Source organism: Plantactinospora sp. CNZ321 (genome assembly GCF_004217235.1).
Genome location: NZ_SHKQ01000001.1, coordinates 5,194,749 through 5,210,268 on the forward strand (window position 1 = coordinate 5,194,749; position 15,520 = coordinate 5,210,268).

The 15,520-nt window shown below is 71.2% G+C and carries 10 protein-coding genes and 3 pseudogenes; 7 read left to right on the forward strand and 6 right to left on the reverse strand.

Annotation, left to right across the window (positions count from 1 at the left end; all coding sequences use genetic code 11):
• Nucleotides 1–3: 3 nt before the first annotated feature.
• The 4 genes and pseudogenes from EV371_RS34565 to EV371_RS22425 all read right to left on the reverse strand — a co-directional run.
• Nucleotides 4–2,364, reverse strand: a pseudogene (locus tag EV371_RS34565) (DNA topoisomerase (ATP-hydrolyzing)); the annotation flags it as partial.
• A 432-nt stretch (nucleotides 2,365–2,796) separates the two neighbouring features.
• A pseudogene (locus EV371_RS34570) lies at nucleotides 2,797–3,408 on the reverse strand (LAGLIDADG family homing endonuclease); the annotation flags it as partial.
• A gap of 171 nt (nucleotides 3,409–3,579) precedes the next feature.
• Nucleotides 3,580–3,840: pseudogene (locus EV371_RS34575) on the reverse strand (DNA gyrase subunit A); the annotation flags it as partial.
• A 79-nt stretch (nucleotides 3,841–3,919) separates the two neighbouring features.
• Complete coding sequence (locus EV371_RS22425; RefSeq protein WP_130463792.1) at nucleotides 3,920–5,977, reverse strand: toprim domain-containing protein; 2,058 nt, start codon at nucleotides 5,975–5,977, stop codon at nucleotides 3,920–3,922.
• A gap of 303 nt (nucleotides 5,978–6,280) precedes the next feature.
• On the opposite strand from EV371_RS22425, the gene EV371_RS22430 reads away from it, so the two are divergent.
• Entirely contained in the window at nucleotides 6,281–7,222 is a 942-nt protein-coding gene (locus tag EV371_RS22430; protein ID WP_130463793.1) for a DNA polymerase beta superfamily protein, read from the forward strand.
• A 321-nt stretch (nucleotides 7,223–7,543) separates the two neighbouring features.
• On the opposite strand, the gene EV371_RS22435 is transcribed toward EV371_RS22430, so the two are convergent.
• Entirely contained in the window at nucleotides 7,544–8,083 is a 540-nt protein-coding gene (locus EV371_RS22435) for a GNAT family N-acetyltransferase (protein WP_130463794.1), read from the reverse strand.
• 68 nt (nucleotides 8,084–8,151) lie between these two features.
• Nucleotides 8,152–9,171 carry an NAD-dependent epimerase/dehydratase family protein gene (locus tag EV371_RS22440; RefSeq protein WP_130466133.1) on the reverse strand — a complete coding sequence of 340 codons (1,020 nt, stop codon included), beginning with the start codon at nucleotides 9,169–9,171 and terminating at the stop codon, nucleotides 8,152–8,154.
• A gap of 316 nt (nucleotides 9,172–9,487) precedes the next feature.
• On the opposite strand from EV371_RS22440, the gene EV371_RS22445 reads away from it, so the two are divergent.
• From EV371_RS22445 to dgoD, 6 genes are all read left to right on the forward strand, one after another.
• A complete protein-coding gene (locus EV371_RS22445) occupies nucleotides 9,488–10,486 on the forward strand; it encodes a helix-turn-helix domain-containing protein (RefSeq protein WP_130463795.1) in 999 nt (332 codons plus the stop codon).
• Between the two features lie 296 nt (nucleotides 10,487–10,782).
• Nucleotides 10,783–10,992 carry a hypothetical protein gene (locus tag EV371_RS22450; RefSeq protein WP_130463796.1) on the forward strand — a complete coding sequence of 70 codons (210 nt, stop codon included), beginning with the start codon at nucleotides 10,783–10,785 and terminating at the stop codon, nucleotides 10,990–10,992.
• A 13-nt stretch (nucleotides 10,993–11,005) separates the two neighbouring features.
• A complete protein-coding gene (locus EV371_RS22455; RefSeq protein WP_130463797.1) occupies nucleotides 11,006–12,415 on the forward strand; it encodes a condensation domain-containing protein in 1,410 nt (469 codons plus the stop codon).
• Between the two features lie 293 nt (nucleotides 12,416–12,708).
• Nucleotides 12,709–13,470, forward strand: a complete 762-nt coding sequence (locus EV371_RS22460; protein ID WP_130463798.1) for an SDR family oxidoreductase — start codon at nucleotides 12,709–12,711, stop codon at nucleotides 13,468–13,470.
• Between the two features lie 54 nt (nucleotides 13,471–13,524).
• Entirely contained in the window at nucleotides 13,525–14,235 is a 711-nt protein-coding gene (locus EV371_RS22465) for an FCD domain-containing protein (protein ID WP_130463799.1), read from the forward strand.
• 82 nt (nucleotides 14,236–14,317) lie between these two features.
• Nucleotides 14,318–15,463 carry a galactonate dehydratase gene (gene dgoD, locus EV371_RS22470; protein WP_130463800.1) on the forward strand — a complete coding sequence of 382 codons (1,146 nt, stop codon included), beginning with the start codon at nucleotides 14,318–14,320 and terminating at the stop codon, nucleotides 15,461–15,463.
• The last annotated feature ends 57 nt before the right edge of the window (nucleotides 15,464–15,520 follow it).

Here is a 15,520-nt window from a genome sequence, read left to right on the forward strand (position 1 = left end):
CGGTCAGCCGCGTTCGATCAGCCGGCCCACCTTGTCCGGACCGAACATCGCCGCGCCGGAACCGTCCCGGCGCTGGTCCGGCTCGGGCAGCGCCATCGGCTCCCCGCGCTTGCTGATGCCCACCGGTCGCGGCCCGATCCAGGCGACGACCAGCCTGGACTCGCCCTTGAGGAAACGCTGTGCGCGCACCCCGCCGGTGGCCCGGCCCTTCGCCGGATAGAGCGCGAACGGGGTCACCTTCACACCACTGCCGGTGGAGGTGACCACCATCGGCTCGCCCTGCTCCGCCTCGTCGGTGCGGACCGCGCCGAAGAAGACCACCTCGGCGTCGGAGCCGAGGTTGATCCCGGCCATTCCGCCGCCCTTGACGCCCTGCGGCCGGACCAGCATGGCCGGGAAACGCAGCAGCGAGGCGTCCGAGGTGACGAAGGCGAGCGTCTCCGCGCCGTCGGTGAGCCAGGTCGCCCCGACCACCTCGTCGCCGTCGCGCAGCCCGATCACCTCGAACTCGTCGGACCGGACCGGCCAGTCGGGGGCGCAGACCTTGACCACGCCCTGCCGGGTGCCGAGCGCCAGGCCGGGCGAACCGGCACCGCGCTCACCGAGCGGCGCCAGCCCGACGACCGTCTCGCCCGGCTCCAGCGGCACCAGTTCGGCGGTGGACATCCCGCCGGAGAGCGAGACGGTACCGGCCTGCTCGGGCAGCACCGGCAGCGGCAGCACGTCGGTCTTGAACGCCCGCCCCGCGCTGGTGACCAGGAGCACCTGACCCCGCGCGGTGGTGTGCACGACGGCGCGTACCGCGTCGTGCTTGGTCCGGCCGTTGCGCCGCCGCCCCTCGGCGGCCTCCTCCGACTCGGCGGCGGTCCGGGCGACCAACCCGGTGGCGGAGAGGATCACCTGGCACGGGTCGTCGGCAACCTCCAGCGGCCCGGCCGGCGCCGACGCCGCCAGCACCTCCTTGAGGTCACCGTCGATCAGCGTGGTACGCCGTCGCGTGGCGAACTCGTCCACCACCGTGGCCAACTCGTCGGAGACGACCTTCCGGAGCACACGGTCGTCGTCGAGGATCTCGGTCAGCGCGGCGATCTCGTCGCGCAGCCGCTCCCGCTCCACCTCCAGCTCGATCCGGTCGAACTTGGTCAGCCGGCGCAGCGGGGTGTCCAGGATGTAGGTGGCCTGGATCTCGGAGAGCCCGAACTGGCTCATCAGGCCGTCCTTGGCCGCCTGGGCGTTCTCGCTGGCCCGGATCAGCCGGACCACCTCGTCGATGTCGAGCAGCGCCATCAGCAGGCCGTCGACCAGGTGCAGCCGGTCGGCCCGCTTCTGCCGGCGGAACGTCGTACGCCGGGTCACCACCTCGTAGCGGTGGGCCAGGAAGACCTCCAGCAGCCGCTTGAGCCCAAGGGTCTGCGGCTGGCCGTCCACCAGGACGAGGTTGTTGACCCCGAAGGACTGCTCCAGCGGTGTGAGCCGGTAGAGGTCGGCCAGCAGGGCCTGCGGGTTGACCCCGACCTTGCACTCGATCACCAGCCGGGTGCCGTTCTCCCGGTCGGTCAGGTCCTTGACGTCGGCGATGCCCTGGAGCCGGGCCGCCTGTCGCTGTCCCTTGCGCGGACCGGAGGTGATCAGCTTGCCGCGTACCTCGTCGGTGATCGCCTCGATGACCTTCTCGGCACCGACGCCGTAGGGCAGCTCCACCACGGTGATCGCCTGCCGGCCCCGGCTCCCCTCCAGCGGACCGGTCTCGACCCGGGCCCGCATCCGCACCACGCCCCGACCCGTCTCGTAGGCCCTGCGCACCTCGTCCAGCCCGAGCAGCAGGCCGCCGGTGGGTAGGTCCGGGCCGGGGACGAACTCCATCAGCTTGTCCAGGTCGGCGTCCGGGTGGTCGATCAGCCAACGGGCCGCCGCGACCACCTCGCCGAGGTTGTGCGGGATCATGTTGGTGGCCATCCCGACCGCGATCCCGGAGGTGCCGTTGACCAGCAGGTTCGGGAACGCGGCTGGCAGCACCGTCGGCTCGGTCAGCGAACCGTCGTAGTTGGGCTTGAAGTCGACGGTCCCCTCGCCCAGCTCGGCGACGAGCAGCATCGCCTCCCGGGACATTCGCGCTTCGGTGTAACGCGCCGCTGCCGGTCCATCGTCTGGGGATCCAAAGTTTCCGTGTCCGTCGATGAGTGGAGCGTTCAACGAGAAATTCTGGGCCAGGCGAACCATCGCATCGTAAATCGCAGTGTCGCCGTGAGGATGGTACTTACCCATACAGTTATGTACCACGTAACCCTCGGCCACAAAGGCATGCGCAGCGCTGCCGACCTGAATATCGTACGTTGTGTCGGAAGAAACTGGCTCGACCGACTCGACCCTCATGAACGACGAACCAGAGAGGGCATCAAGGCGTTGCGCAAGCGGCGATCCTATACGGTGGAGTCGCCGAACCCAGCCGTCCCGTTCCGCCCGCCAGAGCGGAACGAAACGCTCTTCGAGCGGAACGCCTCGACTATCCCTGCCGTATCGCACCCGGGTGCCACCGCCCGACGACAGAGACGAACGGAACGCGACCCCATTTTCGTCCCGGAACCATCCGCCGCCAAGGTGCGCTGCGGAGAACTCAGCCATGACAGCGCGGAGCGGCAGGCGGTCATTCCCCCGCTTCCCGCCGTATGCGTATGAAACGGCCGTAACGCGCCGCAGTTCTTCCTGCTTGTATCCGATTCGCACCCAGCGCAGCATCGCCGAAGCGAGCACTGCGGCGTCCCGCCCGGAGACGGACAGCCCGAAGAGGTACCTCTGCCGGCCCCGACCGCCCGACGACCAGTGATGCCCATGCAGCCCAAAGTCGGCAAGCATCGAATAGACCTGCCGTATCAGCACCTCACTGGTGCTGACGAGAACGATCTCGCGATGACGCTTACGTACATATCCGTCGCCGTCGAACAGGCCCGCGAGGAACGGTATCCAGGCGAGGCGCCTGTCAAGCACGTCCGCTGGAACCCTCTTCTCGTTACTTAGCGGCATCGCGACGTCCAGCAGCCCCTCGTGCCGACTGAAGGTCAGGATGTGTTGATCGCGGTGGTTGGCTTTTTTTGCCTCGCGCTTACCACGCGAGGCGTTCAGTCCGTTCGCGATTGCCCAACCGTGAGCGGCGTCCAATGGCTCGACGTCACACATGTGCATCCGGACTCTGCCGTCGCCGGGCCGGGACCGGTCGACGGGAAACCCCTCGGCCACGACAAGGCCACGGACATAGTCGTAGAAGTCGCCACCCTCCGCCGCCAGGTGCTCGTGGCGACTCCTGCCGTACGCGACGGTCAGTCGGCCTGTCAGATCCCGGGCATCTGTCCACCTGGCGAACAGGTCATCCTCGTCGACCGTCCGAAATCGCTGCCCCGGCGTAACGAGCATCGAATGACCGTTGGTCCAGGTGACCCGTACCAAACCCGAGCCTGGATTCTCGTAGACCGCCGTCACCGGCACAGGCTGTCCCTGCCCGTCCAGGACATCGTCACCAACATCGATACTTTCGATCGGACGAAGGCCCGTCGGAGTGGATACCAGGGTGCCTCGGACGAAACAATCACCAATGACCCGGGCCGACTTCACGTGTGCCCGGTCGGGCCGGTGCCCCTGCTCGTTCATCGAGTAGAGAATCCGCCGGTGCACCGGCTTGAGCCCGTCCCGGGCGTCGGGCAGCGCACGGGAGTGGATCACCGAGAAGGCGTACTCCAGGTAGGAGTCCTCGACCTCGGTGGCCAGTGGGTTGTCGAGGACCCGGGCCCCCGCCTGGTCGAAGGCGGACAGGTCGACCTTGGGTCCCTTACCCGTACGGCGTGCCATGACGTACCGCGCTCTCTTCCCTCGCCCGGCCGGTGCCCCGGCCGCTGTCGATTCCGCGTGCCTGTCCGCGCCCGGCGGCTCAGGCGTCGATCGCCTCCTGGTCGACCCGGTTCGCCGAGTCGATCAGCCAGTTCTTCCGGGGCTCGACCTTCTCGCCCATCAGCAGTTCGAGAACCTGCTCGGCCGCCTCGGCGTCGTCCATGGTGATCCGCCGGACGATCCGGCTGGCCGGGTTCATCGTGGTGTCCCACAGCTCGTCGGCGTCCATCTCGCCGAGCCCCTTGAACCGGGGAATCGGCGTCACCACCTGCTTCCTCGCCTTCTCCAGCCGGGCCACCGTGGCGACCATCTCGGCCTGGGTGTAGGTGTAGTGGGTCTCCGGGTTCTTGCCCCTGGTGCCGATCTTGTGCAGCGGCGGCACGGCGGCGTAGAGCCGGCCCGCTTCGATCACCGGCCGCATGTACTTGGCGAAGAGCGTGATCAGCAGGGTACGGATGTGCGAACCGTCCACGTCCGCGTCCGCCATGATCAGGACGCGGCCGTACCGCAGCGAGGCCAGGTCGAAGGTACGCCCGGAACCCGCCCCGAGCACCTGGATGATCGCCGAGCACTCGGCGTTGTCCAGCACCTGCTGGAGGCTGGCCTTCTGCACGTTGAGGATCTTGCCCCGGATCGGCAGCAGCGCCTGGTATTCCGAGGAGCGGGCCATCCGGGCGGTGCCGAGCGCACTGTCCCCCTCGACGATGAACAGCTCGCTGCGCTCGACCCCGGTGGAGCGACAGTCGACCAGCTTCGGCGGCATCGCCGCGCCCTCCAGCGCGGTCTTGCGCCGGGCGGCGTCCTTCTGCTGCTTCTGGGTCAGCCGCACCCGGGCCGCGTCGACGATCTTCTGCAGCACCGTACGCGCCTCGGTCCGGGTCCGGCGGTCCTCCAGCCAGGCCCGAATGTGCTGCTCGACGACGGTCTGCACCACCCTGGTCACCGGGGCGGTGGAGAGCTCGTCCTTGGTCTGCGAGGTGAACTGCGGCTCCGGGATCCGGACGTGCACGACGGCGGTGAGGCCCTCGAGGATGTCGTCCAGGACCGGCGCGTCCTCCTTCGCCTTGAGCAGGCCGCGTGCGTTGCGGACCGCGTCGACCAGCGCCCGGGTGGCGCCCCGCTCGAAGCCCCGGCGGTGGGTGCCGCCGTGCACGTTCCGAATGGTGTTGGTGAAGCACTCGACGGTCCGCTCGTAGCCGGTGCCCCAGCGAAACGCCACCTCGACCTCGGCCCGGCGCTCGACGTTGCTGCGCATCACCCCGTTGGCGTCGGCGGCGTTCTCCCGGTAGGTGCCCTCACCGGTGATCAGCAGGGTGCCGGAGACCGGCTTCTCGGCGGCCGGAGCCAGGTAGTCGACCATGTCGGCCAGGCCGTTCGGGAAGTGGAACGTCTCGGCGCTGATCGCCCCGCCGGTGGCGTCCCGCAGCACGTAGGTCACGCCCGGCACCAGGAACGCGGTGTGCCGCAGCTTGGTGCGGACCGCCTCGACGTCGAGGGCGGCACCGCTCTCGAAGTAGCGCCCGTCGTGCCAGTAACGGATCGAGGTGCCGGTCCGCTCGCCCCGCTTCATCTTGCCCAGCAGGCGCAGCCCGGGGTGGGCGGCGAAGGACGCGCCGGCACCGGGACCGTCGAACATTCCCGGCACGCCGTGCTGGAACGACATCTGGTGGATCTTGCCGTCCCGGCGCACCGTCACGTCGAACCGCCGGGAGAGGGCGTTGACCGCCGAGGCGCCCACCCCGTGCAGGCCGCCGGAGGTCTTGTAGCCGGAGTTGCCGAACTTGCCGCCCGCGTGCAGCCGGGTCAGCACCAGCTCGACCCCGGAAAGCCCGGACTTGGCGTGCACGTCTGTCGGGATTCCCCGGCCGTCGTCGTCGACCTGCACCGAGCCGTCGGCGTGCAGGGTGACCTCCACCCGCGTCGCGTGGCCGGCGACGCCCTCGTCGGTGGAGTTGTCCACGATCTCGTTGAACAGGTGACCCACGCCACGGCTGTCGGTCGACCCGATGTACATGCCGGGCCGCTTCCGGACCGCGTCCAGACCCTCGAGGTGGGTCAGGTCGTCGGCCCCGTACAGGATCTCAGGCTGTGCAGTCAACGGGGTGAACTCCCAGAGTTGCCGGTCGTGCGCCGCTGGTCGGCGGGGCTGGGCGCCGGGGCGGGCCCCACGCCGGTAGCGAGCGTACCCACTGGGCCGGTCGGAGGCCGGCAGCGTCCGGCCCTGCCGGGCCGCGTGGCGAGGAACATCACCCGATTGTCGCCGCCGGGTACGACAGTCCGGATCCGGGGCCCACCGCCGCCGGCCCGGCTGGGGCGGTCGGTGCCGGCGTGCACCGCGGTGCGGGTGGAACCTGCGGGCCGCCGGGCCGGGCCACCCTGGCGGTACGGAAGGATGTCCCTCATGTCCAGGCGACCGACGGCCCCCCGGTTACCCGACGGGACCCAGGTGGTGCTGCGGGAGAGCGCCACCGACCTGGCGGGAACCCGGGTGCAGCGCGGCGCCACTGGCCGGGTGCTCGGCTACGACCCGGCCCGCGACGACTACCTGGTCCAGCTCAGCGACGGGCGGCGGCTGCACTGCCCGCGCGGGCGGCTCACGCTGCGCAGGGCGTACCAGCAGAACCTGGCGGTCGAGGCGGGGACGGCGGCCGTCGACGGCCCCGGCCTGGTCGCCCGGCACACCATCTACGCCGCCGTGGTCGGCTCCCGCGCCTTCGGCCTGGCCACCGAGGAGTCCGACACTGACGTCCGGGGCGTCTACGCCGCGCCGTCGGCCGCCTTCTGGTCGCTGACCAAGCCGCCGAGCCACCTGGACGGGCCCGGGCCGGAGCGGTTCTCCTGGGAGGTGGAGCGCTTCTGCGAGCTGGCCCTGAAGGCGAACCCCAACCTGCTGGAGGTGCTGCACTCCCGCACGGTGCTCACCGTCACCCCGGTCGGCGCGGAACTCCTCGAACTGCGCCCGGCGTTCCTGTCCCAGCTCACCTACCAGACCTATTCCGGATATGTGCTCAGCCAGTTCAAGAAGCTGGAGGCGGACCTGCGGCAGCGGGGCGAGCCCCGATGGAAACACGTCATGCACCTGCTCCGGCTGCTGATCGCCGCCGGTGACCTGCTCCGGCACGGCCGGCTGGACCTCGACGTCGGGCCGCACCGCGAACGGCTGCTGGCGGTACGCCGGGGCGAGATCCCGTGGTCCGAGGTGGAGCGCTGGCGGCTGGTCCTGCACGCCGACCTGGACGACGCCCTGACGCACACCCCGCTGCCGGCGATGCCCGACACGGCCCGGGTCGACGCCTGGCTCTACTCGGTACGCGCCCGCAGCGCCCGGGAGGCACTCCGTTGACCCGCTCCGAACCTCTCGGTAACGCCGGCGCAACGCGGAGCGCCCGGGTAGCCGACCTGACCCGGTTGGAGCCGGCCAGCCTGCGCGACGTCGTGGCCGAGCGGCCAAGGCGGCCGCCGAGCACGATCTGCTCACCGGGGTCACCGACGCGCCCGCAGCCGATCGGCTGGACACCGACATCACGGCGCTGCACGCCGCGCTGGACGAGGCGCAGCAGGAGTCCCGGCTGCCCGAGCGGCCGACCGCGGAACCTGCCCTGCACGACCTGCTGGTCCGGATCCGGCTGGCCACCGTGCCCCGCGGCTAGGGCCGGTGGCGGAGTCACCGGCGCGTGACGGCCGGCGGATCGGGGTTGGCGAGGTCGATGCGCCAGTTGTTGCTGTGCATCAGGGAGCCGCTGCCCGGCGGGTACTCGAAGTTGCAGGGGCCGAGGAGAGTGAAGCCAAGGCGGCGGCAGAGTGCGTTGGAGGCCACGTTCTCGATTGAGGGGAAAGCGTGCAGGCTGTGGGGCGCGTCGGACTGACGGGCAGCCTCCCGGACAGTCGTGATCAGGGCCGTGCCGGCCGCGGTGGCGATGCCTCGGCCCTGGTAGGACGGAAGGACGTTCCAGCCGGTCTCGTAGATCTGCTCGCCCTGCCACTCACGCCGGTGGTAGGCGATGCTGCCGACCATCTCGTCGCCGAGCAGTACGGCGAACATGCAGCCGCGGCCGGTTGCCGGCATGGCAAGGTATCGCCGGTGCCGGGCAAGCAGTTGTTCCTCCGGCTCGGGACCGCCGACGTGTCGACGCATCTGGGGTGTGTTGATCCGGCGCAGGAAATCGAGCGCGGCTTCCGACCAAGGCTCAAGACGAACGTCCATGCCGCGCAGCCTGGCAGGCGCCGGGAGCACCGAGCACCTCATTTCCCCGAGCCCCCGGGGCTCCGCGGTTAGTCCTCCGAGCCGGCTGGGACCAGGTCGCGGATCCGGTACCGCGCGACCAGGCGGTCGTACAGCGCGTCGAGGCGGGCGTCGACCCGCTGTCGGGTCGGGTCGGCGTCGTGCCAGTCCACGATTTCCCGGGCGCCCTGTGCGAACGGAACGGTCGCCACGAAGTCCGGCACCAGCCGGCGCAGCTTGCTGTTGTCGAAGACCATCGAGTGCGTCTTGTCGCCGAGCAACGCGGCACCCCACTCCGGATCCGCCGCCGCGATCGCGTCCGACGGCACGTGCACGATCCGGGCCCGTACCCCGGCCGCCGCCGCCAGCGCATCGGCGATCTGGTTCCAGCTGAGTACCTCGTCGGAGGTGATGTGGAAGGCGTCCCCGATCGCGGCGGGATGCCCGAGCAACGGCACGAAGCCCCGGGCGAAATCCGCATGGTGGGTGAGTGTCCACAGTGACGTGCCGTCGCCGTGTACGACGATCTCCCTGCCCCGACGCATCCGGTCGACCACCGTCCAGCCGCCGTCGAACGGCACCAGCGTCCGATCGTAGGTGTGCGACGGGCGCACGATCGTGGCCGGGAACCCATCCTCGCGGTACGCCCGGACGAGCAGGTCCTCGCAGGCGATCTTGTCCCGCGAATACCGCCAGTACGGGTTGCGCAGCGGAGTCGACTCCACGATCGGCAGCCGGGCCGGCGGGGTCTGGTAGGCCGACGCGGAGCTGATGAAGACGTACTGGCCGGTCCGGTCCCGGAACAGCTCCATGCTGGTCCGCACCTGTGCCGCGGTGAAGGCGATCCAGTCGACCACCGCGTCGAACTCCCGGGTGCCCAGCGCGGCCCGGACCGAGTCCGGGTCGCGGATGTCGGCCCGGAGCACGGTGACCCCGGCCGGCAGTGGTCGTCGGGTGGTGGTCCCCCGGTTGAGCACCGTGAGCTCGATCCCTCGCTCGACGGCGAGCCGGGTGGAGGCGGAGCTGATGATCCCGCTGCCGCCGACGAAGAGAACCCTGCGGGCGCTGATGCCGTCACCTCCTGTGCTCGTCGCCGACCTCTCCGGAGCCCCACGTCTTTCCGGGGCCCGGCTTTCCCTGGACCTCGCCGTGCTGGCCGCCTTCGGGAGTCGGCGATCCCCCGACCCCGGAAGGCTGTCAGTATGGCCGCTCGCCGGTGCGGGCCACAACGGCGCGGGGAGTCGCGGCACGGCAAGGCGAGGCGGTCGCTGCGCGCTAACATGTCGCCGATCGGTGCTGTGTCGAGGCTCCGGTCCGCATCCGTTCCGCACCGGTCACCCGTCCGGCCGGTGACCGCATGGGACCGTCCGCCGGAGGTAACTTCCGATGCCCGATGGCACCGACGACGTCAACCCCGACGCTGCCGAGACGCCGGCCGACCTCGTCGGACTGCTCCGACAGCTGCGCGACCGGTCAGGGTTGAGCTTCCGGCGGATCGAGCGGTTGGCCCGGTCCGCCGGTGACAACCTGCCGGCGAGCACCGTCGCCACCATGCTGGGCCGCAACACCCTGCCGCGCGAGGAGTTGGTCCGGGCGTTGACCCGGGCCTGCGGCGAGAGCCCGGAGTCCGTGGACCGGTGGCTGGCGGCACGTCGGCGTCTCGTGGACGCCGCCGCGGCGCCACCGGCGGTCGAGCCGGAGCCGGCCGGGCCGCCCGACCGGCGACCCCGGCTCGGCCCGCTGCTGCTGGCCGCCACGACCGGTGCGGTGGTCGCGATCGTCGCCGTCCTCGCCGGATGGTGGCTGTCCCGAGCGGCCGACCGGGAGGCTACCGCCCGGCCCGATCCGACCGTGACCGAGCGATCCGTTCCGGCCGGCAGTGCCGATCCGGGTACCCAGATGGCCGGCGGGCAGGGCCCGACCCGGATCCGGGTGGCGCAATCCGGGCTCTGCCTCTCGGAACGGGTCGATCGCGACAGCGGACAGATCTTCCAGGCGAGCTGCGCCGAGGCGTTCCCGGCACGGAGCCTGGGTGCCCCGATTGCCGCCACCGACGGCACCCGCTATCTGATCCGGACCAACCACCCGGAGTTCGGGCCCGGTTGCATGGGCATCCGGGAGGGCAGCCGAGAGGTGGGCGCCCGGGTCGAGGACGACTACTGCGGCCAGGACGGGGCCGGGGAGCAGTTCCACCTGGACCCGGTCGAGACGCCCCGGCCGGGTTTCCGGCTCCGGCTGGTACACAGCGGACTCTGCGTCACGGTCGACGACGTGCGGACCGAGTGGGCCGAGCTGCTCCAGTTGCCATGCGATCCGAAGCACGTCGGTCAGGTCTTCCTGGTCGAACCGGCACCGCCGGAGATCCGGCCCGCACCGCTGCGCTGACTCCCTCCTCCGACGTCAAGCCGGTCAGACCGCGGACCGGCGGGCGCGGCGTCCACCGAAGCCCGACCTACCCGTTCAAACCCATTCGGCACTGGTCCGAACAGCTCCGAACGGCGTCAGACCTGGTGCCTCCGGCCGCACCGTCCTTTGCTAGGTGAGGCGGACGGGGCGCGATCGGGGCGACGGCGCCTGGGCGGGCCCTCCGGCCGCACACCGCGGGTCCGCGTCGGCGCCGGTCTGCGCGGTGGCACGCTCCGACGCCCACCCGCGATGTCGCCCACCCCAGGAGGTACCGGATGACGTCGATCCTGCTCACCGGCGCGTCCGGGGTGGTCGGTGCCGCGCTGCCGCACTGGCTCGCCGGGCACCGGGTCGCCGCCTCGACCACGTTCGCGGCCCGACTCGATCTGGCCTCCGTCGGCCACCAGGCGCGGACCGAGTGCCTGATTTCCGCAGCGCAGATCCCGCAGCGAGGGGTCCCGACGATGGGAAGCCGATGGTGTTGACGGCGGGTCCGGCATGACCTCGCGGAACGTGGTGGTGGCTCCACCGAGCGAACGCGACGGTGCCGCCACCCAGGCCCCGATGTCGTACCCGCAGCAGCTGCTGGCCGCGTTCGCCATGCGCGGGGGCGGCAGCGTGTTCGGCCCGAGCTCCGTCAACTGGTGCGCACACCGGCTCACCGGACCGGTCGACGTCGACGTGCTGCGCCAGGCGCTCGACGACGTGGTGCGGCGGCAGGGCGCGCTGCGTACCGTCGTGGTGCGCGAGGAGGGCTTTCCGTTCCAGCGGGTACGCCCGCCCGCTGGCGTACCGCTCACGGTCCTCGACCGGAACGGGATCGACCCGCAGGACCGGAACGCGGAGGTGGCCCGGATCACCGCCAAGGCCCTGGCCGACGGGCAGCCCAGCGACCGGGTGCCGCTGCTCTCGGCGTACCTGGTCCGGTTCGGGTACGACGTCTCGGCGCTGGTGCTGGTGATCCACCGTACCGCGGCCGACGGCTGGACGATGCAGCTCGCCATCCGGGACGTGATGGCCGGGTACGAGCGCCGGCTGCGCGGCGAGCCCCCGGACCGCACACCGCTGCCGCAGTACGTCGAGTGCGCGCTCGCCGACCGCTCCGCCGAGCGGGAGAAGCAGATCCGGGCGGCGCTGCCGTACTGGGAACGGACCCTCGGCGATCTGCCGGTGGTAGGCATCCCGGCGGACCACCCCCGCCCGGTCGACGGCACCGGCGGGGTACGCGCCCTGCACACCTTCGAGCTGCCAGACCGGATGGTGCAGGAGGTACGCCGGGCCGCCCGTACCGCCCGGACCTCCTTCTTCACCCTGCTGCTCACCGCGTACGCGCTCAGCCTCACCGCGCGGACCGGCGGCAGCGAGATCGCCATTCCGGTGCTCGGGGCGGGTCGGGGCCGGCAGCAGTGGGACACCGCCGGGTTCTTCGTCAACGGCCACGTGCTCCGGCTCGGGATGCCGGCCGAGCAGACCCTCGCGACGGTGGTCGCCCGGGTGCACCGGGCGGGAATCGCCGCGCAGACCAACGACGTACCCCTGATCCGGGTGCTGGGGGCGCTGCCGAACATCGCCGCCTCGGCCTTCGACAGCAGCGTCGTGGTACCGACACCGATCCAGCTCTGCCAGCCGATCCCGGAGTTCGCCGACGACCGCGCGACCGTGCGCTACCAGCGGATGGTGCTGCCGCCGGAGGTGGTCGCGGAGCAGCCGGTGATGCCGGTGGACTTCCTCTGGACGATGGAGCCGTACACCTCGTTCGTGGTCCGGGTGATGTACAACCCCCGGATGTTCACGGCGCACGGCGTCGCCCGGCTGGCCGACGACTTCGAGCGGGCTCTCGGGTTGCTGGTCACCACACCGCAGATCAGCGTCCGGGCCGCCCGGGTCGCGATGGAGACGGCACGGTGACCGCGACGTCTCCCGGGACGCGACGGGGACGGCGCCGGAGTACGTGCCGCCACGCACCGACCTGGACCGGCAGCTGATCCAGATCTTGAGCGCCGGGCTGGGCGTCCCGCCGAGCGGGGCACCCTGCTCGTCCCTCCCCTCATCGAGCCGGTGGCGGATCCCGGGTGTATCCCTCGGGTAGGTCCCGGGTGTATCAACTCAGCTGAACGGGTCGATCCAGAAGGTTGCACCCGGGGATCGCGGCTGCCAAGATTTCTTCGTAATTAATGTTTTCATCGGCGGGACGGTGACGGATGGCGAGTCAGCGAACGGGCCGACTGGACGGCAAGGTTGCCCTGGTCACCGGGGCCTACGGCGGCATCGGCGCGGCCACTGCCCGGCGGCTTGCCGACGAGGGCGCGACGATCGGACTGGTCGACGTACGGTCGGCGGACCAGGTCGCCGAGGAGATCGTCGAGGCCGGTGGCCGGGCCCACCCGATCGTCGCCGACGTCTCCGACGAGACCGACTGGGCCGGCGCGGTAACCACACTCCGTGATCGGTACGGCCCGGTGGACATCCTGGTCAGCAACGCCTACTTCAGCGAGGTCGCCCCGGCCCACGAGACCAGCCGACAGTCCTGGGACCGGCAGCTCGCGGTGAGCCTCACCGGGACCTTCCTCGGCCTCAAGGCCTGCCTGGCCGACCTGCGCGCCGGCGGTGGCGCGGCCGTCCTGGTCTCCTCCGTGCACGCGATGGTCGGGCTGCCCGGGCACCCCGCCTACGCCGCCGCCAAGGGCGGTCTGGTCGCGCTCGGCCGCCAGCTCGCCGTCGAGTACGGCCCCGAGGTGCGGGTCAACACCGTCCTGCCCGGCCCGATCCTCACCGCCGCCTGGGACAGGGTGTCCGAGGTGGACCGGCAGCGCAGCGTCGCGGAGACCGTGGCCGGTCGGTTCGGCACCCCGGAGGAGGTGGCGGCGGCCATCGCCTTTCTCGCCTCGCCGGACGCCGGCTATGTCACCGGTACCACCCTGGTGGTGGATGGCGGTTGGAGCGCGGTGAAAGCCTCCGCCTGACCCAGAGCACCGTCGAACCAACGAGGTCGAACCAAAGAGAAGGCACGGGAAGCATTGGCACACTTCGCACGCCGCGGCGTTCACGGTCAGACCGTCGACGTCCTCGCCCGGCGCATCCTCGCCGGGGAGATCCCCGAGGGTGCCACCCTGAACCTGGCCGCGCTGCAGCAGGAGCTCGACGTCAGCCTCACCGCGTTGCGCGAGGCGCTAAAGGTCCTCACCGCAAAGGGCATCGTGGACGCCCGGCAGAAGCGGGGCACGTTCGTGCGCCCCCGGGCGGACTGGCACCTGCTCGACGGTGACATGATCCGCTGGCGGTTCGCCGAGGGCGCCGGCCAGCACCTCCTCGACCAGCTGCACGAGGTCCGTACCATCGTCGAGCCGGCCGCCGCGCGGCTCGCCGCCACCCGCGCCACCGGAGCCGACCTGGCCGCCCTCGACGAGGCGCTGGCCGAGATGTCCGCCGCCACCGACCCGGTCACCGCCGTCCGCGCCGACCTGGCCTTCCACCGTGCACTGCTGGCCGCCACCCACAACGAGCTGCTGCAGCGCATGGAGGTGGTGATGGAGACCGGACTCGCCGAACGGGACCGCCTGGTGCACGGCGGGGCACCCGACGACGATCCCGTACCCAGCCACCGTGCGGTGGTGGAAGCGATCCGGCGAACCGACGCGACCGGCGCCGAGCAGGCCATGCGCGACCTGCTGGAGAAGGCCATCCGGGACGTCCAGAAACTACGCCGGCACCCGGACGAGCGCGGGTGAGCGCCACCGGTTCCGGCGCGCGGGCACCGGCCGGGCCGCTAGCGGGTGGCGTACCGGCCGAGCCATCACAGGGAGGCGTCCAGTGAAGATCGTCCGAATCGAGACCTTCCTTGTCCCGCCCCGGTGGCTCTTCTGCCGGGTGGAGACCGACGAAGGGCTGGTCGGCTGGGGTGAGCCGGTGGTGGAGGGGCGGGCCGAGGTGGTCCGCGCCGCCGTCGAGGTGCTCTCCGAGTATCTGCTCGGCGAGGATCCACTGCGGATCGAACAGCACTGGCAGATCCTCACCAAGGGCGGTTTCTACCGGGGCGGCCCCGTGCTCTCCAGTGCCGTCGCCGGCCTCGACCAGGCACTCTGGGACATCGCCGGCCAGGCGTACGGGGCCCCGGTGCATGCGCTGCTCGGCGGGCCGGTCCGGGAGCGGGTCCGGATCTACTCCTGGATCGGTGGCGACGAGCCAGCCGAACTCGCCGACGCCGCCGCCGCGCAGATCGAGGCCGGCATGACAGCGATCAAGATGAACGCCTCCGGCGTACTCGCCGCCATTCCCAGTGCCGCCGAGGTGGCCGCCATGCTGCGCCGGGTCGCCGCCGCCCGGGAGGTGCTCGGCGACGACCGGGACATCGCGCTGGACCTGCACGGCCGGGCGAGCCCGGCGGCGGCCCGCCGCATCCTGCCGGAACTCGCACCGCTGCGGCCGCTCTTCGTGGAGGAACCGGTGCTGCCCGAGCACCACCACCTGCTCGGCGATCTCGTCGCCGCCTCGCCGGTGCCGATCGCGACCGGCGAGCGACTCTTCGCCCGGCACGAGTTCCTCGGCCCGCTGCGCGCGGGCGTCGCGGTGGTGCAGCCCGACCTCTCACACGCCGGGGGCATCTCCGAGGTACGCCGGATCGCCACAATGGCCGAGACGTACGGCGCGGTGTTGGCCCCGCACTGCCCACTCGGGCCGATCTCGCTCGCCGCCAGCCTCCAGGTCGCCTTCGCGACGCCGAACTTCCTGATCCAGGAGCAGAGCATCGGCATCCACTACCACTCCGGCTCGGAACTGCTCGACTACGTGCTGGACCGGGAGCCGTTCCGGTTCGTCGACGGTCACCTGCGCCGGCCGGAGGCTCCCGGACTCGGCATCACCGTCGACGAGCGGGCCGTGCGCGCCGCCGACCGGCACGGGCACGCCTGGCGCAATCCGATCTGGCGACACGACGACGGCACCTTCGCCGAGTGGTGACCGAAGTGGTGAGCGGGTGAGCGAAGTGGTGAACGGGTGCGCGGAGCGGTGAACGGC

Bases quoted from the DNA above. Each gene is read 5' to 3' on its own strand.
- EV371_RS22435 (WP_130463794.1), bottom strand. From the start codon at position 8,083: ATGGACGTTCGTCTTGAGCCTTGGTCGGAAGCCGCGCTCGATTTCCTG.
- EV371_RS22445 (WP_130463795.1), top strand. From the start codon at position 9,488: ATGCCCGATGGCACCGACGACGTCAACCCCGACGCTGCCGAGACGCCG.
- EV371_RS22450 (WP_130463796.1), top strand. From the start codon at position 10,783: ATGACGTCGATCCTGCTCACCGGCGCGTCCGGGGTGGTCGGTGCCGCG.
- EV371_RS22455 (WP_130463797.1), top strand. From the start codon at position 11,006: ATGACCTCGCGGAACGTGGTGGTGGCTCCACCGAGCGAACGCGACGGT.
- EV371_RS22460 (WP_130463798.1), top strand. From the start codon at position 12,709: ATGGCGAGTCAGCGAACGGGCCGACTGGACGGCAAGGTTGCCCTGGTC.
- EV371_RS22430 (WP_130463793.1), top strand. From the start codon at position 6,281: ATGTCCAGGCGACCGACGGCCCCCCGGTTACCCGACGGGACCCAGGTG.